Annotated in this window: 29 protein-coding genes and 1 tRNA gene; 14 read left to right on the top strand and 16 right to left on the bottom strand. The window is 49.4% G+C overall.

Annotation, left to right across the window (positions count from 1 at the left end; genetic code table 11):
• Positions 1-20: 20 nt before the first annotated feature.
• Positions 21-581, bottom strand: a complete 561-nt coding sequence (locus ACYQ27_RS06905; RefSeq protein WP_460041332.1) for a stage II sporulation protein M — start codon at positions 579-581, stop codon at positions 21-23.
• 12 nt (positions 582-593) lie between these two features.
• Entirely contained in the window at positions 594-872 is a 279-nt protein-coding gene (lplB, locus tag ACYQ27_RS06910; RefSeq protein WP_456452326.1) for a lipoate-protein ligase small subunit, read from the bottom strand.
• A gap of 70 nt (positions 873-942) precedes the next feature.
• Here lplB and ACYQ27_RS06915 point away from each other — a divergent pair, with 70 nt between their 5' ends.
• From ACYQ27_RS06915 to ACYQ27_RS06930, 4 genes are all read left to right on the top strand, one after another.
• The gene (locus ACYQ27_RS06915; RefSeq protein ID WP_456452318.1) at positions 943-2,847 is read left to right on the top strand and encodes an arginine--tRNA ligase; all 1,905 of its coding nucleotides are present in this window, start codon (positions 943-945) and stop codon (positions 2,845-2,847) included.
• A 61-nt stretch (positions 2,848-2,908) separates the two neighbouring features.
• Positions 2,909-3,793: a dihydrodipicolinate synthase family protein gene (locus ACYQ27_RS06920; protein ID WP_460041333.1), complete on the top strand. Its 885-nt coding sequence runs from the start codon at positions 2,909-2,911 to the stop codon at positions 3,791-3,793.
• Positions 3,794-3,848: 55 nt separating this feature from the next.
• Entirely contained in the window at positions 3,849-4,067 is a 219-nt protein-coding gene (locus ACYQ27_RS06925) for a DUF5646 family protein (RefSeq protein WP_456396550.1), read from the top strand.
• A 142-nt stretch (positions 4,068-4,209) separates the two neighbouring features.
• On the top strand, positions 4,210-4,323 hold the full coding sequence (locus tag ACYQ27_RS06930) for a type II toxin-antitoxin system RelE family toxin (protein ID WP_456452322.1): 114 nt from the start codon (positions 4,210-4,212) through the stop codon (positions 4,321-4,323).
• Position 4,324: 1 nt separating this feature from the next.
• Here ACYQ27_RS06930 and prf1 read toward each other — a convergent pair whose 3' ends face one another.
• The 4 genes from prf1 to ACYQ27_RS06950 form a co-directional block, all read right to left on the bottom strand.
• Complete coding sequence (prf1, locus tag ACYQ27_RS06935; RefSeq protein WP_456396558.1) at positions 4,325-5,572, bottom strand: peptide chain release factor aRF-1; 1,248 nt, start codon at positions 5,570-5,572, stop codon at positions 4,325-4,327.
• Between the two features lie 119 nt (positions 5,573-5,691).
• Positions 5,692-6,867, bottom strand: coding sequence for an RNA-guided endonuclease InsQ/TnpB family protein (locus tag ACYQ27_RS06940; RefSeq protein WP_460041334.1), 1,176 nt, complete (start codon positions 6,865-6,867; stop codon positions 5,692-5,694).
• Positions 6,857-7,021 carry a hypothetical protein gene (locus ACYQ27_RS06945; RefSeq protein WP_456453269.1) on the bottom strand — a complete coding sequence of 55 codons (165 nt, stop codon included), beginning with the start codon at positions 7,019-7,021 and terminating at the stop codon, positions 6,857-6,859. Before ACYQ27_RS06945 ends, ACYQ27_RS06940 begins: the two co-directional genes overlap by 11 nt.
• A 205-nt stretch (positions 7,022-7,226) precedes the next feature.
• The gene (locus ACYQ27_RS06950) at positions 7,227-7,787 is read right to left on the bottom strand and encodes a hypothetical protein (RefSeq protein ID WP_456395737.1); all 561 of its coding nucleotides are present in this window, start codon (positions 7,785-7,787) and stop codon (positions 7,227-7,229) included.
• A 195-nt stretch (positions 7,788-7,982) separates the two neighbouring features.
• Here ACYQ27_RS06950 and ACYQ27_RS06955 point away from each other — a divergent pair, with 195 nt between their 5' ends.
• The 3 genes from ACYQ27_RS06955 to ACYQ27_RS06965 are packed head-to-tail and all read left to right on the top strand — an operon-like array spanning position 7,983 to position 14,111.
• Positions 7,983-10,166 carry a hypothetical protein gene (locus ACYQ27_RS06955; RefSeq protein WP_460041335.1) on the top strand — a complete coding sequence of 728 codons (2,184 nt, stop codon included), beginning with the start codon at positions 7,983-7,985 and terminating at the stop codon, positions 10,164-10,166.
• Between the two features lie 14 nt (positions 10,167-10,180).
• A complete protein-coding gene (locus tag ACYQ27_RS06960) occupies positions 10,181-12,406 on the top strand; it encodes an ArnT family glycosyltransferase (protein ID WP_460041336.1) in 2,226 nt (741 codons plus the stop codon).
• Positions 12,393-14,111: a DUF2079 domain-containing protein gene (locus tag ACYQ27_RS06965; protein WP_460041337.1), complete on the top strand. Its 1,719-nt coding sequence runs from the start codon at positions 12,393-12,395 to the stop codon at positions 14,109-14,111. The genes ACYQ27_RS06960 and ACYQ27_RS06965 overlap by 14 nt, the downstream gene beginning before the upstream one ends.
• Before the next feature lie 41 nt (positions 14,112-14,152).
• Here the strand turns inward: ACYQ27_RS06965 and ACYQ27_RS06970 are convergent, their stop codons facing one another.
• Complete coding sequence (locus ACYQ27_RS06970; protein WP_456395730.1) at positions 14,153-14,329, bottom strand: class III signal peptide-containing protein; 177 nt, start codon at positions 14,327-14,329, stop codon at positions 14,153-14,155.
• 258 nt (positions 14,330-14,587) lie between these two features.
• On the opposite strand from ACYQ27_RS06970, the gene ACYQ27_RS06975 reads away from it, so the two are divergent.
• Positions 14,588-15,010 carry an IS630 transposase-related protein gene (locus tag ACYQ27_RS06975; RefSeq protein ID WP_460041338.1) on the top strand — a complete coding sequence of 141 codons (423 nt, stop codon included), beginning with the start codon at positions 14,588-14,590 and terminating at the stop codon, positions 15,008-15,010.
• Here the strand turns inward: ACYQ27_RS06975 and ACYQ27_RS06980 are convergent.
• The 3 genes from ACYQ27_RS06980 to ACYQ27_RS06990 are packed head-to-tail and all read right to left on the bottom strand — an operon-like array spanning position 15,007 to position 17,847.
• The gene (locus tag ACYQ27_RS06980; RefSeq protein ID WP_460041834.1) at positions 15,007-16,248 is read right to left on the bottom strand and encodes a site-2 protease family protein; all 1,242 of its coding nucleotides are present in this window, start codon (positions 16,246-16,248) and stop codon (positions 15,007-15,009) included. The genes ACYQ27_RS06975 and ACYQ27_RS06980 overlap by 4 nt on opposite strands.
• Before the next feature lie 45 nt (positions 16,249-16,293).
• Positions 16,294-16,686, bottom strand: coding sequence for a DUF126 domain-containing protein (locus ACYQ27_RS06985; RefSeq protein ID WP_456453259.1), 393 nt, complete (start codon positions 16,684-16,686; stop codon positions 16,294-16,296).
• Complete coding sequence (locus ACYQ27_RS06990; RefSeq protein ID WP_460041339.1) at positions 16,687-17,847, bottom strand: aconitase X catalytic domain-containing protein; 1,161 nt, start codon at positions 17,845-17,847, stop codon at positions 16,687-16,689. It abuts the gene before it with no gap.
• A 130-nt stretch (positions 17,848-17,977) separates the two neighbouring features.
• Between ACYQ27_RS06990 and ACYQ27_RS06995 the strand changes: the two genes are divergently transcribed.
• The 6 genes from ACYQ27_RS06995 to ACYQ27_RS07020 all read left to right on the top strand — a co-directional run bounded on the left by ACYQ27_RS06995 (position 17,978) and on the right by ACYQ27_RS07020 (position 21,716).
• Positions 17,978-18,052, top strand: a tRNA-Met gene (locus tag ACYQ27_RS06995).
• Positions 18,053-18,268: 216 nt separating this feature from the next.
• On the top strand, positions 18,269-18,736 hold the full coding sequence (locus ACYQ27_RS07000) for a lamin tail domain-containing protein (protein ID WP_456453851.1): 468 nt from the start codon (positions 18,269-18,271) through the stop codon (positions 18,734-18,736).
• Between the two features lie 211 nt (positions 18,737-18,947).
• Positions 18,948-19,403 (top strand): 30S ribosomal protein S15, encoded by a 456-nt coding sequence (locus ACYQ27_RS07005; protein ID WP_456395717.1) that lies wholly within the window; start codon positions 18,948-18,950, stop codon positions 19,401-19,403.
• A 30-nt stretch (positions 19,404-19,433) separates the two neighbouring features.
• Positions 19,434-20,861 carry a GINS-associated RecJ family nuclease gene (gene gan, locus ACYQ27_RS07010; RefSeq protein WP_456453850.1) on the top strand — a complete coding sequence of 476 codons (1,428 nt, stop codon included), beginning with the start codon at positions 19,434-19,436 and terminating at the stop codon, positions 20,859-20,861.
• The gene (locus ACYQ27_RS07015) at positions 20,845-21,096 is read left to right on the top strand and encodes a KEOPS complex subunit Pcc1 (protein WP_456395713.1); all 252 of its coding nucleotides are present in this window, start codon (positions 20,845-20,847) and stop codon (positions 21,094-21,096) included. The genes gan and ACYQ27_RS07015 overlap by 17 nt, the downstream gene beginning before the upstream one ends.
• A gap of 17 nt (positions 21,097-21,113) precedes the next feature.
• On the top strand, positions 21,114-21,716 hold the full coding sequence (locus tag ACYQ27_RS07020; RefSeq protein ID WP_460041340.1) for a 30S ribosomal protein S3ae: 603 nt from the start codon (positions 21,114-21,116) through the stop codon (positions 21,714-21,716).
• A gap of 131 nt (positions 21,717-21,847) precedes the next feature.
• Here the strand turns inward: ACYQ27_RS07020 and ACYQ27_RS07025 are convergent, their stop codons facing one another.
• The 6 genes from ACYQ27_RS07025 to ACYQ27_RS07050 all read right to left on the bottom strand — a co-directional run bounded on the left by ACYQ27_RS07025 (position 21,848) and on the right by ACYQ27_RS07050 (position 25,068).
• Complete coding sequence (locus ACYQ27_RS07025; RefSeq protein ID WP_460041835.1) at positions 21,848-22,561, bottom strand: DUF92 domain-containing protein; 714 nt, start codon at positions 22,559-22,561, stop codon at positions 21,848-21,850.
• Between the two features lie 80 nt (positions 22,562-22,641).
• Positions 22,642-23,091 carry an Lrp/AsnC family transcriptional regulator gene (locus ACYQ27_RS07030; RefSeq protein WP_456395709.1) on the bottom strand — a complete coding sequence of 150 codons (450 nt, stop codon included), beginning with the start codon at positions 23,089-23,091 and terminating at the stop codon, positions 22,642-22,644.
• 181 nt (positions 23,092-23,272) lie between these two features.
• On the bottom strand, positions 23,273-23,587 hold the full coding sequence (locus ACYQ27_RS07035) for a MazG nucleotide pyrophosphohydrolase domain-containing protein (RefSeq protein ID WP_456395707.1): 315 nt from the start codon (positions 23,585-23,587) through the stop codon (positions 23,273-23,275).
• A 20-nt stretch (positions 23,588-23,607) separates the two neighbouring features.
• Positions 23,608-23,991, bottom strand: a complete 384-nt coding sequence (locus ACYQ27_RS07040) for an ArsR/SmtB family transcription factor (RefSeq protein WP_456453854.1) — start codon at positions 23,989-23,991, stop codon at positions 23,608-23,610.
• Between the two features lie 101 nt (positions 23,992-24,092).
• Positions 24,093-24,470, bottom strand: coding sequence for a Mov34/MPN/PAD-1 family protein (locus tag ACYQ27_RS07045; protein WP_456453849.1), 378 nt, complete (start codon positions 24,468-24,470; stop codon positions 24,093-24,095).
• A complete protein-coding gene (locus ACYQ27_RS07050) occupies positions 24,439-25,068 on the bottom strand; it encodes a hypothetical protein (RefSeq protein ID WP_456453848.1) in 630 nt (209 codons plus the stop codon). The genes ACYQ27_RS07045 and ACYQ27_RS07050 overlap by 32 nt, the downstream gene beginning before the upstream one ends.
• Positions 25,069-25,114: the final 46 nt, after the last annotated feature.

Here is a 25,114-nt window from a genome sequence, read left to right on the forward strand (position 1 = left end):
AGCTTCAAGGTCGAAATCACCTAAATACCGGCAACCTCCGGAGTTACGTAGGCCTCAATGACTGCGGCGATAAGAAGGAGAAACACTGAAAGGGCAAGCAGTTTAAGGGCCTTTACAGCGCCATTTTTGAATCTCTCTCCTGCTCTTCCTTCTCCCGCCACTATCTCCTTATACCACAGGATGCCGCCAACCCCAGCCGTTATAATCGCAGGAATTTCAACAACACCGTGCGGGAGCAATGCCAACAAAATCCGATCTGCAGGGGCCTTTCCGGTGGAGTATGCAACCCCAGCCACAATCCCGACTATAAACCCGTTGAGGGAGATGAAGAAAACCGGTCCGATGCCGAAGAATATGCCCGAAGCGGTTATCAGCGATGCCACCACAATGTTGTTCAGAAAAATCCTCTGAAAGTTCTCAAACGGCTCTGGAGAGGGGATGGCAAACTCCGATGCAATTTTGTGAACGATTCTCAACGCACCCTCCGGAGCTGCAAATGCCACAAACAGCCCGGCAAATGCAGATATCAGGAAGAGGAATGCAAGAACAACGAAAATCTGTTTTGGAGTTCTCATTTTCATGCTACCACCCGTCTAATCACTGAGGGCTTTTTTGAGGGCTATTTTGAAGTCCTCCACGTTAATGTAGGGCATCTCAACATCCATGCGGAGTGCAAAGAAATCATCTATCAGGCTCTCAAGTTCCTCAATTCTGTGATGCCTCAGCCTGTTTTCCAGCTCCTCGATCGTGTTCTCCGGGTGGATAAAGAAGTCTCCCGTGATTTTTACATCCTTTACGACGCCATTTTCCTCGTCAAGTTCAATCCGTATAAGGCCCTTTCTGGCCTTGTGCTCACCCATGTGGTGCCTCATGTTCATCCCCAAGCTATTTTAAGCGGAGAAGTTTTTAAAGGTTAATCTCAACTCAGCTCAGGTGATGTGAATGGCATATGAGGACGTGAAGAAGGGGGTAAAGGTCATCCTTGAAGATGCTATCCGTGAGATGCTGGAGAAGGAAGGAAAAAGCTGGGAAGGGGAGATACTCTTTGATGACACCCCGAGCATGGAGTTCGGCGATTTTGCCACGGCGGTGTCATTTCAGCTCGCAAGGGTCTTCAGAAGGGCACCCAGAATGATTGCAGGGGAGATAGCCGAGAAGATAAAGGAAAAGCTGCCGGAGAGCATAGAGAAGATTGAGGTTGCGGGTGCGGGTTACATAAACTTCTTTCTGAACTATGAAGTCTTTGGTCGGGAGCTCGTTAAGGAAATCCTTGAAAAGGGAGACTCATACGGAGAGAGCTCCATTGGGGAAGGAAAAAAGGTCATCGTGGAGCACACCTCCGTTAATCCAACAAAACCGCTCCACATGGGGCATGCGAGAAACTCCATTCTCGGGGACACAATGGCAAGAATCATGAAAGCTCTGGGCTATGACGTGGAGGTGCAGAACTACATAGATGACTTGGGCGTACAGTTTGCTCAGGTTTTCTGGGGCTATACAAACCTCGGGATAGAGGACGTTGAGGCAAACGTGGACAAACTCGACCACAAGCTGGGCCTCCTGTATGTGAAGGTGCACAGGATGCTTGAGGAGAATCCCGAAGTTGAGAGGGAAATCCGGGAGATAATGAAAGAGCTCGAACACGGAGAAAGTGAAATCGCCGAGAGGGGCAGAAAGCTGGCTGAAGCATGTGTGAAAGCGCAGATGGAGACCACATACAGGCTCAACATTGCATACGACCTTCTGAGCTGGGAGAGCGACATCGTGAAGAGCGGCATTTTCGAAGAGGCCTACGCAAAGATAGAGCAGAACGAGAACTTTGAATGGGCAGAGGAGGGAAAATACAGGGGTGCATTTATAATGAAGCTCGGCAGGCTGTTCCCTGATATGGAGAACCCGGATATGGTTCTTATCAGAAGCGATGGAACCGCAACATACACAGGCAAGGATATAGCATATCACCTGTGGAAGTTCGGCCTTCTCAGTGCAGACATGCTGTATAAAATCTGGGATAAGAAAGCAAACCATGAGACATGGACAACGGCAAGAGACGGTCAGCGGATGCCCGGCAGATTCGGGAATGCTGATATAGTCATCAACGTTATCGGTGCCGAGCAGAAGTATCCGCAGCAGGCGGTGAAACATGCGCTCAAACTTCTGGGGCATGAAAGAGAAGCGGAGAACTTCCATCATCTGGCCTACGAGCACGTTGTCAGGCCCGAGGGCAGCTTCAGCGGAAGGAAGGGCACATGGGTGGGCTTCACCGTCGACGAGGTTCTCAATGAGGCCGTCCAGAGGGCGAGAAAGCTGGTTGAGGAGAAAAATCCCAGCCTCAGCGAGGAGGAGAAGGAAAAGATAGCCGAGGCCGTCGGCGTTGGAGCCATAAGGTATAACATGATCAAATACTCGCCGGAGAAGATAATCACATTCCGCTGGGAGGATGTCCTGAACTTTGAGGGGGAGAGTGCGCCCTACATACAGTATGCCCATGCCCGCTGTGCCTCAATCCTGAGGAAAGCAAAGGGAGAGGGCCTTGAAATCGGGGTTATAGAGCTCCTTGAAAGAGCCAGCTTTGCGGAGCTCAACGAAAGGGAAAAGGAGCTCATAAAGCTGCTGGCAGAGTTTCCGGAGGTCATAAAACTGGCAGGCAGGGATATAAAGCCCCATCTGCTTGCATGGTATGCCAACGAGCTTGCAAGCACGTTCAACAGGTTCTACATGGTCTCGCCGGTTCTCAGGGCAGAGGAGGGCATCAGGGAGGAGAGACTGCTTTTGGTCATGGCCACAAAGCAGGTTCTGAAGAACGTGCTTGAGCTGATGGGGATTGAGGCCGTTGAGCGGATGTGAAAAACCCGAAGATGCAGAAAAACCTAAAATACCCTCCCATTTAATTTATTCCGGTGATTGTATGCGTGGAGTTATTGTTCCCCTTGTGACACCTTTCAATGAGGACTACTCCATTGATTTTGCGGCCTTTGAGGAGCATCTTGACTTCCTTCAGAAAGCGGGAGTTCATGGAATCTTCATCAACGCAACGACGGGAGAATTCACGAGTCTCAGCGTTGAGGAGAGAAAGCTCCTTGCCGAAAAGGGGCGTGAGCTTGTTAGCTCGGCCTTCTACCTCGTCGGGACGGCTTCCTCAAATACATTCGAGGTCATCGAGCTGACGAAGCATGCTCAGGATATCGGTGCAGATTATGCCGTGATAGCGCCTCCTTACTACTGCCCCCTGAGCGATGATGCCCTCTTCGGGCACTACTCGATGATTGCGGAGAAGACGGATATTCCAATAATTCTGTACAACATTCCCTCCTGTGCCACTCCCCTGAGCGTTTCCCTGATAAAACGCCTCGCCCTTGAGTATTCAAACATCGCAGGCATCAAGGAGACAATAGACAGCATAAACCACATCAGGGACGTGATTCTCGATGTAAAGGGCGAACGAAAGGACTTCCGGGTCTTCACGGGCCTCGACCAGCACTTCCTCAACACCCTCATCCTCGGCGGCGACGGCGGGATAATGGCCTGCGCCAACTTTGTCCCGGAGGTTCATCTAGCTCTCTGGAAGGCCTTCCAGGAGAAGCGCTTTGAAGAGGCCTTCGAGCATGCCAGGAGGCTTGCAAAACTTTCAAGGGTATACAGTCTGGCATCATCATTCGGCTCGGCGATAAAGCTCTCCATGAAAATCAGAGGTCTTTCCATAAAACCCGTTCTGAGGCCGCCGTATGTGATGGACGGGGAGGAGGTGGAAGAGGGCATACGGAGGCTGCTCGTTGAGGTATTAAATGTTTAATGAATAAAACGAAAACTAAAAATAGGCTGGAACTCAAAATTACAGTGGTGAGAGGATGGAACGTATAGATTTCAGGAATATTGAGTATGTGATGGCAGAACTTGAGCGCATTAAGGTGGAGATTCAGCGCCTTGAGGCTCTTCTGGTACCTCTGGTTAAGGAAGAGGTGTCGCCTGAGGAGCTTGATGAGATTGAAAGGGAAGCACGGGAGTTCAAAGAAGATGAATGGGTGGATGCTAACGAACTTGAGGAACTTCTGGAGGATGATTCATGACTTTTAAGCTTAAAGTTAAAAAAGAAGTCATCAAAGCTCTCAAGTCGCTGCCCAAGGCAAATCGTCGAAAATTCTTGGGCTTCAGTATGAGGCTGTTCCCAGAGATAGGTTTGATATAGTTAAGCTCAAGGGTTCTGCTGATTTGGACATTTATCGGGTCAGGATAGGTGAGTACAGGGTAATCTACACCGTAAACTGGAAAAGGCGTCTTATACTCATCCACAGGTTAAAGAAAAGGGAGGATGCATACAAATAGCTCACCGAATTCTGTACCTCAGAAAGGCCCCGAGCCCGCCGAATGCCCTGTAGAACTGCTGACCGTCTTCCGTATCAAGGGATATGATTTCCACATTGCTCCCGCTCTCCTCCGCCATTTTTATGAACTCCTCCGCAACATCCCACTTCTCGAAGCTTATGTTCTGGCTGCCGCACTTCGGGCACAGCTTGAGCCTCTTCTTGTATATGTGGAACTCCTGCTCGTTCATTGTCTTCAGCTCCTCCCAGCCGCAGTTGTTGCACTTTGCCCTGACCCTGACCCTGTCATAGCCCTCGCTGAGGAGGAGTGTGTCAACTGCCCCAAGCTCAAGGGCTTTCCTGACCTCCTTCTCACCGTAGGTTATCATCCCCGTGTCCTTGACGAGGTGTCTGAAGAAGTCCTGAATAAGCTTCCTCTCCTTCACCGCCTCGTGCTCCTTCAGTATATCGCTGGCCTTATCCACGAGCTCTTTGAGACCGTATTCGCCGCTGTAGCTTATGTCGAGGACACCGATTATCCTCTTCCTGAGCTCGTGGTGGAGGTAATCCCCCTCGACGAACTCCTCCTTGGTGGGCCCGGGCCCGCCGATTATTATCCCCTTGAGCTCTCCCGCTTCGAGGAGGGGCAGGAAGGCCTTATTCGCATGCTCCCCAATTCGCTTCATAAATTCGTGCGTTTCCTGCTCCCTAATGCGCTCGTAACGCCTCGCGGACTGACCTCCTGCTCTGGTCTTTCCCGGGACGTTGGATGTGAGCTCGTCGATGACCTCTATCCTCTTCCCCCTGAGAATCCCGATGCTCGCTTCGTTCTTCTCCACCGTTATTAGCCCGTAGGCCTCCTTCACCCTGAGCATCTCCTCAAGGGGCTCGGTGATGAAGGTCTGGTCACATCGATAGAGCCTGACCCTCAGGGGCTCCGGCGGAATTATCGCGGTCAGCTGGATGTCGCTGACTCCCTCCTGCTCGCTGACGTTTCCGACAAAGAGCGCCAGCCCGGTTGGCGGTGTTTGCCTGTAGAGCTTCAGGTGCTGCATTGCCCTCTCAAGGGCACCGAGGACATTCTTTCGGGTGCTCTTGGATTTGATGTTCTGGGCGGTGCCGTATTCCTCCCTGAGCTGCTGCATAACCTTGTTTATGTCGTAACCTGCGGGGATGTAGAGCGATACAAGCTCCGTGGCCCGCCCCCTTATCTTCTTAAGCTCCTCAACCTTCTTTTTAAGCTCGTACATTTCAGCTGATCTGTGAGACATGAGCATCACCCCTCAACAAATCGTTCAGACTCACACTAAGAAGGAAATCGGGGAGATTTAAAAAGATTTAGATGGCTTCTACAGCCATGAAAGCACCACGAGAAGGGCAACCGTTCTGGTTATCCGCTACTTTTGGAACTTGTGAACCAATCGTAGCGGATAACCTTCCCTCCTCTACTCATTGGAGGGCTTTCGGGGGAAACGGAAACTCCCCACATCTTCAAGGCCCTCAAAGAGATATTCCAACTCCCAACCACATCCCTATCTGCTTCAAACCCACACTTGCAACTCAAAACCCTGTGCCCGTTCGGGCTTAATTTCCCCCCACATATTGGGCACAGGGAGGAAGTAAAAGCAGGATTAACGAAGACAACCCTAACTCCCCTCAGTTTAGCCTTGTATTCAATGATTGACTGGAGTTTCCTAAAACTCCACCTGTGCAGGCGACCATTCATTTCAGCCGAATACCTTATTGAATCCCGGATTTCAGTCAAATCCTCTAAAGCAAGACCACCGTATTTTTCAGCCAGCTCCAGGATTTTGTTAGCCAACTTGTGGTAAAGGTCGTTGAGCCTGTTCTTTTCCCTCTCACCGTATTTCTCAAGGAGTTCCCTCCTCTTTTTACCAGTCCTAATTTTCCTCTGGATTTTCCTTCGCTTTAGGAAGTAACCAGTCCTTATTTCACGCTCGTGAGTGATGATTTGAACGAATTCACCGTTTGGGAGGGAGAGGGTAACGTTATTCTCGTTCAAATCCAAGCCAACAAAAGCTTTCAGCTCGCTAACTTCAATCTCTTTCGAGAAAACAACGTTTAGGAAGACTCCCCTTGGCGTTCTAACAAGCCAAGCCTGCCCAACCTTCCAGTTTCCAAACTTCTCGTGATACTTTGCGGGATAAAACTCTAATTGAATTCTCCCGTTCGGAGTGGAGAGTTTGATTAAGCCCTTCTCCAAATCCAGCTTAAACAAATGATCGTCCAGCATTATGACGTCCTTCTTAAAAACAGGTCTTCCTCTGGCTTTCCCATTCTTTTTACGTTTTCTAAAACTTCTGAATATTGCAGTCGCCATCTGGCAGGCCGTGTAAAGGTAATGACTCGGCAATTCGGAGTATTCTCTCCGAAGGCTCTTATAAGTCTCCTTCTTCAATCGGTAAAAGCCCGTAACGTTGTTCTCGAAGGCGTAAGTTATGAGAAAATTCACAATCTCACGGTAAGTGGAGAAGAGTTCATCTAACCCTTCGGGAGTTTCTCTAAGCTTGAATTTTGCAGTTAGTTTGATGGCTTCACTCGGCATTTTCCAGCTCCTTTTTTGTTTTCTTAATCCAGTCCTTAATGGCTTCTTCAATTGCAACGCTCAGGACTCCCCTCTTATCCCCATAGCGTTTTTTGGCGAGTTTTTTGAATTCTTCAAGGGTTTCATCACTAATGACAAAAGTCGCCTTTGGCATTACTAACCGCCACTTAGGAAATACTAAGCCAGAGTATTTAAACCTTGCGACAACAAAAGTTTCGCATGTTACCAACTAAGAAACAGCCCCCCACCGTATTCACCGCGAGGAACTTCAGAATCTTCCAGACGAACTTCATAATCAGGTAACCGACGATGGCTGTCAGCAGAAGAAAGATTAAGATGTTGAGCATCCTCCATCCTCCTTACCTAAGCCTCTCAAGGGTTTCCTTCGCTATCTCCCCCAGAGGAACCCACTTTTTGCCCTCAAATGGCAGTATCACCTTGTCCTCAACGCCGCTGAGCTCCTCCACGTAGGGGGCGGCATCCTTCACCTTAAGTTCCCCAAGCACTATCATGGCAAAGGCCTTGCCGTTCTTGTCGCCGCCCTGAAGTTCCTCGATGAGAGTCCGGACAATGTCTGATTTAAGTCTCTCCACATCCTCGGGGAACATGCGGATGAGTTCATACGAGAGAAGCATGGCGTTTTCCCTGACATAGGGATTACCGTCTCTGGTGAGCTGAATGCTCCTGGAAATTATCTTTTCCATGTGGGGTTTAAGGATATATCCGTTCTGCCTTGCCACATTGCTGAGAAGGAGAAGAGCGTCTCCCCTGACACCCGGCATCCTGTCCTCCAGAAGTTCAACCAGAGCTTCCAGTGATTTTTTATCCTTCACCGCGCGGGATACCACCTCATCGAAACGCTCAGCCTCTATGAGCTTTCTAATTTTATCCCTTTTGGAGCCAAATGAAAACAGACCCATGACATCACCCTGATTAAACCTTGTTTTTGGAATATAAAGTCTTTTCTATATCCGCCTGCAAAGCCGCCTCCCGGTGCCCGAAAAAAGGGAGGACATCAAAGTTATAAAAAGTTATAAATCCATAGAAATAACTATCTACTGCGATGATGAGAGCGAATTGCGCTGAAGCGTGATGAAAAGGCGGAGCTGAGCTTCATGCCGGAACTTGGATTAAGGAGCTTAAATATCACACTGGGGCTGGTTCTTATCCTGGCATCACGACTCAGCCCCTACATGACATTACTGATCCCGTGGTATCTGGGCTTCCTGATTGTGAGCAGAAAGGGAAATCTTGATCCCCTGCTCAGGCTCTCGGTTTCCCCTGCCATCGGACTGGCGGTCATAATATTCCTTATGCACATCCTGAGCTGGCTCGGCATATCCCTTGGCCTTGCATATATAATTGTGGTAATTCTGACCCTCGCCATTTCCCTTCTGGCTCCTTCCACTGGCCTGAGGGGAGATGTGTCAAAATCTGCACTCGCAGGGATGACAACGGCCCTCTTTCTGTCTTTTGTCATCAAACTGCCGTTCTTCAGGGTTCCAGCATATCCCGGAGCGGTTGGACGTGATGCGGTCTTTCATGCATACAAATCGCTGGAGATTCTGAGGGAGAACACGCTCTTCATAAAAAGCGCTCCTCCCGGATTCCACGGCATAATCACATATCCCGCGGGATATCACTCCATTATTGTTTTTCTGGCCAAGGGTGGCGGGATAAATGTTGCCGAAGCCATGCTGATATTGAAAATCTTCACCTGGATTTTCATTCCACTTGGAACATATGCCGCCGCCCGGAGCATCTTCAGGAGCACGCGGATAGCCGTGTTCTCCGCGATTCTGGCCCCTATCTCCTACCTCTACTATTATTACCTGAACTACTCCCTCCTTCATCAGTTCCTGAACTATTACATGTTTCTGGCAGCTGTCTCTCTTTACACCCTCTCCATAGATAATCACAGAAGGAGCACTGCAGTTCTGGCAGTTCTGATAATCTCGGCCGTTCTCCTTGTTCATCCCTATGTGTATCTGGCGTTTGAAGCATATGCCCTCTTTGCAGTCCTGATGATTCTGATAAGGCGGGGGAGGATAGAAGCCTGGCCTGTTAAGATGTTTCTCTCCCAGGCGGCTGCAAGCTTTCTGACATACTACATCCTCGAATATCCAATGAGGCTGCACATCATGAACTACACATCGTATTTTGGCAGTCCAAAATATGCATTCAAGGACAATCTCCTGTGGGTTGAGGGAATACTCCACAGTACATTCATAAGCGAAGGGCAGGTTATCATCGGAATATTTTTCGTTGCGGGAATTATATATGCGGTGAAGCATGAGAGCCCGTTTTCGGTGGGCATGATTGCGACGATATTCTATACCATATTCCTCGTCTTCAACAAGATACTGTTCCACATCCCAATTCCGTTCTATTCCGGCATCTGGAGCTCTGAGCGGATATACGTGCTCATCACCCCCATGATCCCGGTGATTGCGGGGGCAGGGATGCATATGCTCCATAGACTTTTGGAGGGCCATTCCACGCGCCCGAAGGTTGTGGCAGCATCTCTTACACTGCTCCTCATGGTGCCCGCGTTCTATGTGAACATCTGGAACCTCTCCTTTGAAACCGCAGGCTGTGTAACCGGCGCCAGCATAGAGGCCTTCAGATTTATTGGCGGGCTCCCAGCGGGTAGGATTCTGGTTCCAAGGTTCTATGATTCAGGGATGTGGGCAGGGATATACCTTCCGGAGAGAAACATTACATTTATTAAAAATGCCACGGGGATGAGGGGGATTCTTTATGTCGACTCCAGAGGATATGGTGACTTCAAAATAAACCCCTTCAATCCGTGGAATTTATCCAGGAGATATCGGGTTATCTATTTCAGGGACAACATCTGGATTTTCAATCTCTCAGATGAAGCTTCCTCCTATCCTCTCTCCCTCTACAGGTATTACAGACTGGAGGGGGATGAGATACGGGCCTCGGATATGAGCGACTGGAGATATCTCTCATACGGCTTTCTTTTGAGGCATCCCGCAATAATAAGAGGGATAAGATTCGAGGGATGGAAGATTGTGCTTGTGCGTTCAAGGGAGGCCGTTATAGCCATAGTGCCGTCCAGAAACTACGCCGGAGTGGGCATTGAGGTCTATCCTGGAGGGAATGGAAGTATTAATATAGACGTGGACATTAACGGAAAAACTGTTGGTAAAATCCGGAGGGGGGGCTACTGGAAGTTTGAATATCGTCTGAAGGAGGGTGAGCTCTATATCATCACGCTTAAAGGAGAGCCGGGCTATGCATTTGTCAGAATGAAGCTGGAGGGAGGAGGTTGAAGCGGGGGACAGCGGTGCAGATATTTTTTGCGGCCATCATTATGGGCGTTTACCTATTCACAAGGCTTCTACGCATCCACCTCATGGGGGAATACTTCGATTACGATGAAGGCACATACCTGATGATGGCACGGCTGATAAACCACGGCTACCTGCCCTACAGGGATATTTTTGCGGTTCATCCTCCCCTCTACTACTACCTCTTGGCGCTCTGGCTGAGGATTTTTGGCGACAGCTACATCACCGGAAGGCTGCTCTCGGTTATCCTCGGGCTGATTTCCCTCATCGTGGCGTATTTCACCGGAAAAGAAGTGAGGGACTGGAAGCTCGGTGCGGCATTTGCCTCTCTCCTTGCGGCTGACCCTCTCATGATATACATGAATTCCCGGGTCTTCCATGAGACTGTGATAGAGCTGTTCACGCTTCTCGCCCTCTACTTTTTTGTCAGATATTTTAAAACAGAAAACCTCAGATATGCATATCTTTCTCTTTTCTTGGCAGGTATTGGCAGCACGGCGAAATTTACAATAATCCCGTTCCTGATTGCCCTATACCTCACCATAATACTCTCTCTCAGCGCTAAGAGCTGGCGCCACTTCGGGGGAATGATAGATGCAATATTCACTTCAAAACAGATATTAATAATCCTGCTGGCATATATTGCAGCAGCCCTGGCAGTTGTTTCCATTGTTACCGCATACCCAGAGCATATAGTCCGGCTTCTGGCTGTTGTACCCGGAATTCACCCCGTTAATCTCGTGGGACATAAATACACGGCCTCGCTGTTCCTTCTTCTCTGGGGAATTCTGACAGTGTATATCCTTGATCTCAGCTATGTGCGCAAGCTGATTGAGACAGTTAAAATCCTGATAAAGAACTGGAGGGTTGAGGTAAAGCTCGGTCTGGCCGTTCTGGCAGCCAAAGCCCTCGTGGAGGCACCTCTTGGAGTTTTTGTTTCACGGAATTATATATCTCAGACATATCTCTCACAGAGCGGCAGATATCTCCCGTTTTTAGGCTTTTTCTCCCTGCTGAATAAAATTATCCGAAACCTCAGTCAGGGCTCTCCCGAGTTTCTGGTGTATCTTCTCCCTATTCTCCTGCTCCTGTTCTGGATAATGCTGGGAATTGGCAGGGGATTCATCCTGAGGGAGGAGAAACACCTTGCAGGCCTTTTAGTGCTGAATATCCTTATGTTCCTGTTCCTGATTCCGATACTGCCAGGTGAGCGCTTTATTTATCCCATGCTTATAGTTGCATACCTGACAGCCCTCAGCTCCCTCCTCTCCCTGCAGCTGTCCGGGAAGAAGGTGCTCACCGCCCTCATGATCAGCCTGCTGCTGTTCTCCCTCACGGATTATGGGATGCTGGTGAACTATCCGGAGGGAAGGCTGAAGCTCGCGTGGGGTGAGCACACGAATGAAATGAGGCACGACCTCAGGACATATCTCGATGAACACAACCTCCATCCCGGTCTGTGCATGTCCGTCAATCCAATGAACGCCTATTATCTCAACCTGAAAATTGACCCATATCTCCTCGATACGTTTGGACTGGCATACCTGAAGAGGGAAAATCCCGCGTTCCTGCTGGAGCGTATCAGGAGCAGGAATACAAGCTGCATAATACTCAGCACATGGATGTATGCCATAATGGGAAAGGACAGGACGCTGAACGCCGCCTACGGGACGCTGCAGAACTACACCCTCACCAGCGGTACCCTTAGATTTGCCGAGTCCTATTCCGATGGAGAGGTTCTTGAATTTTTTACAACCGACGACGCCAGCAGGGAGTTCAGCATATCCACACATTACGGAAAGCTGTATCTCTGGATAAATGGCACGGTGGCAGGGAAGCTCTATCTGAAACAGGGGAACACCAGCTTCAATGCATGGACACAGCTTTTATTCAAAGAGAAATCCGGAAGCTATGAAGCATACTCATTCATAAGTGCGGCCTCAGATAGAGAAACCGTGAAAACCCTGCTTGAACTCGGAACCAGCTCTCTGCGGGTCAAGATACCGGAGAACACCACGGCGGTGTTTGAATTTTCAGGTGTTGCCGTGAAGATGGACGGAGAGCCGTTAAAAGCCGGAGAAACAGTGTCGGCTGTTTATTTATACCTGCGGAACATGAGGTTCATGATATCGGCGAAGCACATCTGGCAGGAGGATGGAAAAATCATGGCAGATGGCTCTGAAATCGTGCTGGGATGCGGTGGTAGTGATGCGTCTATCTAAAGGGGACTATGCCGTTCTTGGGATGGCAATGCTCTACATCATGATTTTCTTTTTCCTCCAGCTCAACATCTACCACACCTTCAGGAGCTTAGGGACTGACCTCGGCATATTCACCCAGGCCTTCTGGAACACGATCCATGGAAACGGGATATTTTACAACAACATAGAGTGGCAGCTGCATCATGGTGTGCAAACGCATTTTGGAGTTCACAACTCTCCAATACTCTTTCTGCTGCTTCCGGCGTATTATCTCTTCCCCAGACCTCAGACACTGCTTTTTCTGCAGACACTGGTGATAGGACTTTCCGCGTATCCCCTCTATCTGCTGGCCAGGGAGGTTCTGAGGAGGGAAAGGATGGCCGTTCTTATGGCCCTGCTGTACCTTTTCAATCCAGCGCTGCACGGCATAAACCTCTATGACTTCCACGCGGTTCCCTTTGCCATGCCATTCATATTTTTAACGGCGTATTTCATGGAAAAAGAGAATCTAAAGGCTGCGTTCATCTCCGTTCTCCTCGTATTATCTGTTAAGGAGGATGCAGGCTTGGCGGTGCTAAGCCTTGGCCTTTTTTATCTCCTGAAAGATGGTTCAATCTTTTCCCGCTCTACATGCCGGAAATTCTGCCTGTTCATGATTTCTGTCTCCCTCATCTGGATTCTTTTAAGCATCAAGCTCGTGATACCCCATTTTGCCCCCGCGGGATACGAGTATACCGGGCTTTACGGGAAGAGCTGTTCCGGCCATGCATATCAGAAAATCCTCTTCTTTTTGCTGGTTAACCTGAGCTGGGGCATGCTAACATTTCTCAGGCCAAAATACTACCTCCTCCTGGCCGCCCTTCCATGGGCCGAGATGCTGGCCTCCTGCAGATGGGAGATGTTTGTTATAGGAACACACTACCCGTACATGGTTGTGCCACTTTCCTTCATCAGCATCATCTATGCCCTCAGAGACCTCCGCCCCCGGGCGGTTTCAAGAATAGCCTCGGCGGGCATGATAATCGGGCTCCTGAGCTCCGCCGCTCTCACACCGGCCCTGCCGTTTCTGTCCCTCCATTCAAACCTCCCGGTGGTTTACTGGGGTTACGAGAAGGTGACACCACACCACAGGCTGCTGGGGGAGATAACGGGAAGGCTTGAGAAATCGAACTACAGAATACTGACCCAGAACGACATTTTTCCGCATCTGGCAAATAATGCGGGTACGTATTTCATCTGGATAGACCTTTACAGAAACCTGCACAATCCCGGGTATTTGACAGAAACCCTTTCGATAGATATAATCCTGCTGGATTCAAAGCTGGAGAGATATAATACAAGCGTCAGACCCCAGCTGCTGAGATATTTTAAGGAAGCAGGATATCTCAGGATCATCGAGACTGATGGGATCCAGATATATGTGAGAAAAGACCTTGAACTGGATAAAAACCTGCGGACATTATTGCACACAGCAGGGCTAACTTCCCAGCCCCTCCAGCCCGCTCAGTTCGCTGCTTATTTTGCTTTCCTCGGTGCTTATGGTTTTGCCGGCTTTTCTCGCATAGCCCTTGACACCTATAAGCTGAACGATTATTATTGCCCCTATAATCAGCGCCAGGGCTATCATGAATATGTATTCAATGGAAGCCTGGGCCTGCCTGTCCATTGTTTAACCCTCACCAACAACCAAAAATGCACACCGGAATTCAAAAATAAGAAAACATGAGGTTTGCGAATTCATCCGCTGGCTGCTCGCTGATTCTGATTTCAGCTGCCACTGAGCAGGCTGCTGAGTACAGTGCTGATTTTGCTTTCGGCTGCGCTCGCTGTCTGTTCTGCACTTGTACCCTTACCCCTGAGCTGCCTCACTACGATTAAAACTATAACCAGAGCTGCAGCAATCATAAACAGGTATTCTATTGCACCCTGAGCCTTCCTCTTCATTATATCCACCCCCAGAGGATTACTTCTCATGTATTTAATCCAAAAAAGCTTATATATCTTTCTCCCTAAATTTGAGTGGTTTATCCCCAATAATGTGGTACGTTCAAAGGTGGTATTATGAAATTGTTATCTATCCAATGTGAATCCTCGAGTGTTGAAGATTGTGTGAGCAATATCGCAAAAAAGTCGGATGTTCTGCTATCCTCCACACCCGGTTTAATAAAATCCTCAAAGATTTATCTAAACTTTGGTGCTTTTATGAACCTCAGAATACTGCTTCTCATAGATGAAAGAGGGGTGGGGGAGAAAGGTATTATTGCCGCATATGCCTCAGGGAGACACAGGGAGGAAGCACTGAGCAGAATGCTGGATAAAATCAACAGCCAGCTGAGGAGAACCTATCAGGTGGTTGATTTTGAAACCGGGACATACACAATGCCCGTTACGAGGAGAACGTATGCTGTTGGAGTTGTGGTTTACAACATGCAGCCTCAAAGGGAAGAACTCAACACCCTCACCCTTAATGACAGGCGGCAGATAATATCCAAAGCTCTGGAAATGTTCAATTACAACCCGAAGGTTCTGAATATTTCAGAACTTGCCCGCGTGTTTGGGGTTTCCCGGGATTCGATATACTACGACATAGAACAGATATTAAAAAACAGGAAAAAAAGAGTTTAACCCATTTTTATCGGCACGGGAGTTGCGGATAATATGAAGATCAGGATCGCAATGGCCGCAAACAGCAGCCTCTTCTTTGAAATCGGGGTAACCTCATCCAGCGCCCCGGGATTTCCTGCCATGCTCATAAGCAGTATGAGGAGACCCCATATGATCCAGGTTACCCACAGGTAGCTCAGCGCCACCATGGCAAGTCCCAGGGCAATCGTGAGGTAGTGGTGCAGCTTTCCATTCATAAATGCCCTGGCTATATGTCCGCCATCGAGCTGGGCCGCGGGAATAAGGTTCAGAAACGTGACGAGGATTCCTATCCACCCTGCTATGGCCACCGGATGGAGGAAGAGGACGGCATTACTGGGAACGGCCATAATGTACTTCTCAAGGATTATGAAAAACAGGTTCTCCCCGAAATATATGCCCCCGGTAGTCGGGGATATCATGGAAGCCGGAACCTGAACCGAGAGCTTCAGACCGATTATGGTCACAGGTATCGCCACGAGGAATCCTGCGAGGGGGCCGCTGACTCCGAGGTCTATGGCCGCATCCCGGGTGGGAATGGGGGATTTTACCCTTATAACCGCACCAAGGGTTCCGAGGATATTTGGAAACGGTATGAAGTAGGGAAATGTTGACCTGACACCGTGGTATGTTGCTGCTATTTTGTGCCCCATCTCATGAGTTCCGAGGATGGCCAGAATGCTGACTGAGAATGCAACCGCGTTCAGGTATGAATTGCGGATTCCGGGGAGTCCGTATTCGTTAAGGGTCGCTATGTAGCCAACTGAGAGCATGTATCCTGCAAGCAGTGTGGTGAATACCGTGGCTATGAAGAGCAGGATGCCGATCCATGGATTCTCCTCCTTTGGATGCTGGGCAGGGAACACATAAAGGAGTGTTCTGCCCTCCTTCCTCTTCAGCGCCGCCCAGTAGCCGAGCTTTTCCAGCTCCCTCAGAACCCTCTCAAAGTTTCTTTCGCGTATCTCATGAACTTCAAAGACAGATACATCGCCCTCTTTTTTCTGGAAGCTCAGGGAGTAAAACTCATCGAGCATGCCGGTAAGCTCCGTGCTCTCTTCCTGCTGGGTGGTACGGACCTCAAAACCCACAGGTTCTACCTCAAAACCCACTAAGACCATGTCTCCCCCGCACTTCGGGCATGAATTCTCAAGCAGGGCCTCTGTGGAGTCCCTGACCTCCCTGTGCCCGCAGTTGATGCACTCGTAAATCCCTCTGCTCATTTTTCCCACACTCAGTAGATGGTTGTGATGACCGGCTTATAAACTCTATTCCACAATGATGACCTCTCCCTCATCCGCATTTACCTCAACCCTCTGGCCGCTTCTGAACCTGCTTATATCGATTTTATCCACCATGGGTATTCCGGCAATAATGGCCCCTGTGGCAACTATGGTCTCAGCCTCACCGACGATTATTGCCTTTGGAGCAACCCCGTTCTTTTTCAGCTGGTATATGACATATGAGCCGACGGTGGAGCCCTTTCCCCGTGGAAATACGAGTATCTTATCCCTGATGCTCTCGCCCCTTATATCGCTCTCAACATCTATGACCACACCGCTCTCAGGGTCGACTCCTCCGAGGAACGAGAGGGGTTTCCTCGAAACCAGTGCAATGCCCCTGGCTTTACCACCAACGATCTTTCTCCCCCTGAGCCTCATTTATGGCGCCTCCAGTATTAGCTTTTCAGCATCATCAAGCCTGACCTCAAATCCGAAGGATGCGAAGTAAAATGCAGATTTTCCGCTGTTGGTGGCTATACCCCTGAACCACTCCTTAATGGGCGATACAACGAGACAGCTGTCAGGGAGTATCCTCCCGTTGTAGCGCTCTATTATCTCCGTATAGCCGAGGGAATCGGCTAAGGCTTTAACCGCCCTGCCCGCGGTTATGTAGAGGGGTATTCTGAGGGGCTTTCCACGCATTCTGAGTAGCTCCGCTATCTCCTTAACCTCCTGGAGTGAAGCATGGGGGCAGCCTATCAATATCAGGTCAATTTCATCCCACCCCGGGCTGAACCTTTCCAGTATGCCATCCAGATCCCTTCTCTCAACCGATATCTTTTCAAGCTTATCGACGACTGCATTTTTATACTCAGGAGTTTCTCCCTCCACATGGTAGAGTGCTATGCTCCCCGTGGCCGCCATAGAGGCGCCGAGTTCCTTGAGATATTCAAGCCTCTCGGGTTTTATGCCGGTTATGTACGGGACGTCACCTCCAAGTGTCCTGCCCAGATGATAGCCGAGCAGACTGTACTCAAGAAGGCTTTTTACCTCAGTTTGAACTTCAATCAGCACCGTTGCCTTTCTGTTCTCGTCGAGATGAAGGCCATAGTTCGGTGTTTTGCCAACTATTGCGGCGGCGAGGCTCGAAGGGCCGCCCTCACGGTTGGTTCTAGCGCCGATCACTGAGTTGGCAAAGCTAACAGCGGAGCTCTCACTCCATGCTATGTGGTCACCGAATTTTGGGAGGTTTGCTCCGTAGTAGGGGGTGCATGTGGATGTTATTTCTATACCCATTTTCCTGTAGAGCTCAAGGACTTCAGCCTGCTTTTCCATGAACTCATCGTCACCTATCCCGGCTGGATTCAATGTTGTGTAGACCGAAACCTTTGCGCCTGCCTCAACGAAGTCCCTCAGGAACTGAATGCCTGCTTTTCCAAGGTTTTTGTATGAAACTCCCGCTACCTGGGCACTCTTGATGGGAATGAGCCTGTCAGCACCGTATATTTCGCCCAATGCCACGAGTATCTCCATCGCCTTCTGGAGGGCGTAGCCATATTCTCCAGTTAAGATCAGCTCCTCCTCCTTTGTGAGGTACATTCCATCACCTATATCCCTAACCAGCTTTGGAGTTTAAGGAGTTTTCTTTCAATACCCCCTGCGAGTGGTCGTTCTGTCCAGTCCCGCAAAATTTATAAACCCTCACCTGATAGGACTTATCGGGTCAAGCAGCGGGGTGGGGCAGCTAGGAGTGCCCGCCGGGCTCATAACCCGGAGGTCGGTGGTTCAAATCCACCCCCCGCTATTTCGGGCTTTCTGTTATGTTTCTCCTCTCTTGTGGAATGTTCTGCTACAGAATCTTGGAATATTCTAACAATTTGTTTTGCTTTCGTTCAATACTGAACCCAATATTTAAGGTGTATCTGTAAACCGAGTCTTTCTGTGATATAACCCTCTGTCTCACCCGAAAAATCGTAAGGCTCATATATCAAGTTCCCACAAAATAACAAACGGTGGGATTATGAAACGCGGGCAGTCAGCTCTGGAATATCTTCTCGCAATTGCCCTGGCGCTGGCTGCGGTGACGATGGTCGTCCATTATCTTAGCGGGGCAGCATCCAGTGTGCCCGGCGCTTCAGGGGTGGTCATTTCTTACGTCGAGTACAACCCACCGGGGGATGATGTGGAAGGAGAGTATGTGGTTATAGAAAACGAAGGATTGAGCGATGTTGACATGAGTGGATGGAAGCTGATGGACGAAAGCAATCATGTCTATACCTTCCCCTCCGGCTTCGTGCTGAAAGCGGGTGCGAGCGTAAGGGTTCACACCGGAAGCGGCGTTGATACAGAGACTGACCTCTACTGGGGCAGAAAACAGGCCGTGTGGAACAACAACGGGGATACGGCTTACCTCTATAATGCGGAAGGGAAGCTCGTGGACAAATGCTCCTGGACAGGCAAGGAAGGTGGGGCGGTTAGCTGTCACTGATGCTTTTTAGCAGCTGGTGCGTTAAGGTGTTATTGACCTTATTCAAGCAGCATTTTCCACGGTACTTTTAGGACGGAGCCACTAATATCCCCAAAGAAGGCGGGCCGGACACACCACGGTTATCCAGAGGCAAACCTTTTTAAACCCCTTCCCGATTCCCAACGTGAAGGGACGGCTGGCGGGAGCTGGCCGTCACCAGGAGGTGTATGATATGGCAAGGATACACGCGAGAAAGAGAGGGAAATCCGGCTCCAAAAGGCCGCCAAGGACTGCCCCACCCACATGGGTGGAATATACCGCTGAAGAGGTCGAAAACCTCGTTATAAAGCTCAGGAAGGAAGGCCACAGCACTGCGATGATAGGGACTCTTCTCAGGGATCAGTATGGCATTCCGAGCGTTAAGCTGATTACAGGCAAGAAGATAACCCAGATACTCGAAGAAAACGGCCTTGCTCCCGACATTCCGGAAGACCTGATGTTCCTCATCAGAAAGGCCGTCAAGCTCAGGAAGCACCTTGAGCTGCACCCGAAGGACAAGCACTCAAGGCGTGGCTTACAGCTCACGGAGAGCAAGATAAGGCGCCTCGTCAAGTACTACAGGAGAACAGGCAAGCTTCCTGCCAAGTGGAGATATGATCCAGAGCAGGCCAGGCTGCTCGTTCGCTGACCCCTTTCCTTCTTCTTTCCGGGTGATAAGATGGACAGGGGTGCATTTTTGGAAAAGGTGAGGGAAGGGGCAGAACTGATTAAAATGCACATAGAGTTAGGCCACACCATCAGGCTGATCTCCCACAGGGACGCCGATGGAATAACTGCCGGAGGCATCCTGGCAAGGGCAATAGCCAGAGAGGGCGGAAGCTTTCAGCTGAGCATAGTCAAGCAGCTCAGCGAGGACTTCATAAAGGAACTTGCCAGAGAAAAGCACGGAATCTACGTTTTCAGCGATCTCGGAAGCGGCTCAATGGGTTTGATTGAGAAATATCTGGAGGATTCCGATGTACTCGTGGCTGATCATCACCCTCCTGAAAAGGAGGAATTCTCAAACGAAGCCCATCTCATTGTGAATCCCACCATCTACGGAGCAGACAGCGTCAGGGATTTAAGCGGCTCCGGAACCGCATATTTTGTTGCGGTGGAGATGAGCAAAGAAAACAGGGATTTGAGCTATCTCGCACTGGTCGGGGCAGTTGGAGACATGCAGGAAATAGATGGCACTTTTCATGGAATGAACCTCGATATAATCAGGGACGGGGAGGAGCTCGGTATCGTGGAGGTTCGCAAGGAGCTCAGGCTGTTCGGCAGGGAAAGCAGAAAGCTCTCGCAGATGCTGGCATATGCCACAAATCCCGAGATTCCAGAGATAACAGGAGATGAGCGGAAGGCGATTGAATTCCTGAGGGCCAAAGGCTTTGATCCCGACATGAAGTACTGGCAGCTGAGAGAGGAGGAAAAGAGAAGGCTCCACGATGCAATAGTGATACATATGATAAAGCACAACGCCCCCAAGGAAGCCATTGACAGGCTCATTGGAGATGTCGTCATCATCAGGCTGTATCCCGAGGGCGATCCAAGGCACGAGGCAAGGGAGTTCGCGACGCTGCTGAATGCGACGGGACGTTTGAACGCCGGAACCCTCGGTGTGGCAATCTGCCTCGGGGATGAGGAAGCGTACAGGAAGGCCAGGAAAATGCTCGATGACTACAAGAAGGAGCAGATTGAGGCGAGGAGGTATGTGCTCCAGAACTGGCACAGCGCTGATGAGGGCGAGCATGCATATGTGTTCTACGTTGGAAAGAACATCAGGGATACACTCGTTGGCATAGCCGCAAACATAGCAATAAATTCCGGGCTGGCCAGTCCCGAAAAACCGGTCATCATTATAGCGGACAGTGAGGAGAATGAAGAGCTCGTAAAGGCCTCCGCAAGGACAACGGAGAAGGCATTGGCCAGGGGCTATCACCTCGGAGAGGCTCTCAGGGAGGCTGCGGAAAAGCTCGGTGGAGAAGGGGGAGGACATGCAATAGCCGCAGGGATCCGGTTTCCAAAGAGCAGGATAGATGAGTTCATCAAGTACATCAATGAAATCCTTGGCAGGCAGGTGAAGGAGAGTGCGGATAAAAGCTGAGGCCTGGATAGTCTGGCATTATGGGGATGAAAAGAAAGCCAGGGCCATAGCTGAAGCGGTGGAAATCGACAACCGGGGCATTCCTGAAAGGCTAAAGAAAAGTTTAAATGTGGAAACCCGATGGGAAAATGGGAATGTTATAACAAAAGTTAAATACTCGGGTGAGATTGAAAGCTTAATTGTAGCGCTCGACGATTTGGTGTTTTCAGTCAAGATCGCCGAAGAGGTCACGTGAAAAGGGGAGGTGTTAAGATGGCAAGAGCAAATCCGAGAAAAAGGGCTGCTGCCACCAAAGATAAGTGGAAGATGAAAGAGTGGTTCGTGGTTTATGCTCCGGAATTTTTCGGAAGCAGAGAAATAGGTTTAACTCCCGCTGATGAGCCTGAGAAGGTCGTTGGGAGGGTTATCGAGACGACGCTTAAGGATTTGACCGGCGACTTCACCAAGGGTCAGGTCAAGCTGTACTTCAAGATTTACGACGTTAAGGGGCAGAATGCATACACCAAATTTAAAGGGCATGCCCTTTCAAGGAGCTACATCCGTTCACTCGTCAGAAGGAGAACGACGAGGATAGACGGCATCTTCAACGTCACAACAAAGGACGGCTACAAACTGAGGGTCATGGGTATGGTAATAGCCATCAGAAGGATACAGACAAGCCAGGAGAGGGCAATCAGGGACATCATGAGGGATATAATCTACAAGAAAGCCGAGGAGCTTCCATACACCCAGTTCATAATCGAAGCCGTTACAGGAAAGATGGCTGCTGAAATCGCCAGGGAAGTCAGGAAAATCTACCCGATTAAGAGGGCGGAGATCAGGAAGATTAAGGTTCTTGCAGAGCCTCAGACCTGAAATCTCTCTATTTTCCATTCTGTTTGAGTGTTTGCCCCTTTAAGGGATATTGTTCCGGTTCTTCAGGAATTAAATGGCTAATCTTTTATCTTAGGAATATCCGGACCCATAAGGAATCCACCGTTAACGAATTAAATCACTGCATAAAAAAGCAGTGCTCCGAGGACTCCGCCGAAAAATGTCGCCAGAAAGTTGGTGGAGTCGTTGTTTGTGATACCCCTGTTTTCAAGTGTGGCTCCCACGAGGCTGTCTATGTTTGCCCCGAAAAATCCGCCGAGGGTCACCGCGAAAATCATCTGCCATCTGTAGGGGCTCACGAAGACAGCAAAGAGCGCAATAGCCAGTGCTCCCAGTACTGAAACAACCTCCCCCTGAAGGGAGACGGCCCCATTCATTCCGGGTCTGGCTTTCTTGAAGTTTGTAATCATTCTCGGGCTTTTTCCCATAACCTTGCCGAGTTCACTTGCGAGGGTATCGGCGTTGGCCGTGGCTATGGATGCAAATACCGCAGCCCACAGGACATCCAGTCTTAAATAGTGCTCCAAGACCACAAATATGACCGCCGCCAGACCGTTGCCGAGGACATTCCCCCAGCTCCTCATACCCCTGTGCTCCTCAGCCAGACCCAGCCGTATCTTCTCGCCAAAGCGGTATTTGGTTGCCATCACACCGAGGAACACAAACGTGAACAGCGCTGCAAAGGGATACACCCCTCCAAGCTCCAGTACGAGAAACCCAACAAGGAAGGCTGCAGCTATGCCCCTGATATCCAATGCCCTGACAGTATAGGCAAGGACTGCCATACCCAGCAGTACGGTGAAATCCATCAATGGGTTACTGATCATCACTGGCACCCTCAAGGGCAGAGGATTTAAAGGGTTTATTACTCTTTTCCTCGCCTATTGACGAAAGAAATAAAGAGTAGTCAGAGAGTTTCAAACTTGACAATGTCCGTGATAAATGTTATGTCGAGCTTATCCATGCCGCTGATTTTCCCTGCTATCTCGTTGATCCTTGCCTCAAGCTTCTTCATGTCCTTCGGTGCGAGCAGGTGGATTATGAGATTGTGAGATCCGAGTGCCTTTTCAATAACCTTTATATCGGGCTCCTTCTCCAGTTCCCTGACTATGGGATCAATTTCGGTTCCCGGCTTTACGGTTATCCCAAGAACGACATATATGTAGCCCAGCTGATCGAAATCCGGGACTATCGTGTATTTCTTTATGAGTCCCATCTTTTCAAGTTTCTCCAGCCTTCTTGAGACCCTCTGTCTTGTGGTCTTCAGCTTTGCAGCAAGCTCCTTGTACGTCAGTCTGGCGTTCTCCGAAAGCAGCTCCATAAGTTTTAAATCTATGGCATCGATTTTAGCCCTCATGGAAATCCCCTATAATAGGAGGCATTGAGTTTATAAAAATGTTTCGTATCTTATCCAATTTACTGGTACTAATCTAACATATGCCAAACTTTATGTAATAATGGAATATTCCATGCATCCTGGGAGACCCCAAATAAACATAACAATCAGTAACTCAAAACAGGAGATAGTAAGCTGTGCATTATTTTAAGTTTTCTGTTGCATGCTTCAGCCATCTCCCGGAGTCTCTCTCCCTGTATTTTGAAATGCTTTTTCTCAGCGCCTCGAAAATATCCACCCCGTAGAAATTGGCAATACATGAAATCGAGAAGAGGAGATCCCCCAGCTCTTCCTCAAGCCTCTCCCTATCACCCCGCCCCTTTACACCCTGGAGTTCAAGCATCTCCCTGGCCAGCTCTCCAAGCTCTTCCGTTACAGCGGCGAGCATTTCAAACGGCTCCCAGTAGCCGCCGAATTCCTTTACCAGCCTGTCCACATCTCTCTGAAGTTCGTTCATGGAATCACCGGATGGCAGAGTCAAATAATCTCACTCCCAAGCATTTCCAGATACTTCCGGATTTCCTCGGTATTTGCCCTGTAGAACTTGAGCTTCCCTTCCCTCTTCTCTGTAACCAGGTTGAGCTCCTTGAGGGTTCTGAGGTGGTGGCTGATTAATGTCTGGTCCTGCTCAAGGGCCTGGGAAATCAGGCACACACAGAGTTCCCTGTCCCTGAGCATCTTCAGAATCTGGAACCTTATCGGATTCCCTATAAGCTTCAGAAATCTGCCGAGATTTTTATCAAGGCTGATGTCAACTTCATCCTCCGGCTTTATTAGATCACACCTCTCCATGCATCTCATCACAGTCTTCTTCTGCTTTTCATTGAGTTTTCCAATCAGCTCCTTAACCTTCACCTGCATCACCTAGAATATCTTCGTGCTCAAGGTTTAAAAATTTTCATGTGAAATTGATGTACTGCCACTCCAAACTCCGCCTGAAGGACGGGCTAACCGCGATGAAATCAATCCACAATCTCAATGAGGATCTCTTCCCCCTCGCTTGTGTATGCCCTCACACTATCCCTGGTGAACGGATAGGAGATTATCAGATGAACCCCTCCGAACTTGGAGAAAAAGTGGAGGTCTGCCTTTGAAGGTCTCGCCGAGGGGGAGGGATGTGAATGCACGGTGCCCTTTATTGTTTCATCATGCGGCAGGAGCCACGTATCGAAATACACCGACCCCCTGCCGAAGTAGCCCTTCGGAATGATCAGAACCTCCTCAAAGACCCCATCCTTTTCACGGAGGAAGCCCCCAAACTCGTTTGGGTAGAACTCCCTCGACAGTTCAAGGAGATAATCCATCAGCTCACTCCTTATTCTTGCCCTTATCCTTCTCATTTTTCTTACCCCTCAGCATGTCAAGAGGGGAGTAAAGCACGAACCCCTTCTTCCCCCGAACCAGGGTGAATGCCTTATCCGCCTCCTTCTTAATACCCTTCCACAGCTCTTCATCCTGCATTTTAAAGGTCTCAAAAATGGCTTTTGTGCGTTCTTTTTCCAGAACAACCTCCGGATCTTCCCTGAGCTCCAGAGTGTTGGCATCCTTCAGCTCCCTTTCTATGATGTAAGACCCAAGGAATGCCTGGGGGTACGGGGATACCGGAAAGGACAGAAAGAGTGCTGAGTGGAGCTCAACCTCCTTGTAGGCCTCCATAGAATTCATGCCCTGTGTTATAACCCCGTATTCCCCGGGAATTGGCCTTAATCTTACCATGACCACCTTTTTTCCGAAGATGCCCCTTTTAAGCTGCAATCTTATGTAGCCCTCCCTGACGAGCTTCGCAAGGGTCATTCCCACAATGGAGTAGGCCACCTCCTCTGCATCATACCTCGTCTTCTGCCAGTCAAAATATTTGACCCCCTTTTTCAGGGATTTATTCTCTCTCGCAAAGTCCTCCAGAAACAGAACCACAAGCGCCCCAGGACTTACCATCATTTTTAATCCCTGGAAGGATAAACCCGGGAAGAATATAAGATTTTCT

The organism is Thermococcus atlanticus (assembly GCF_054657855.1).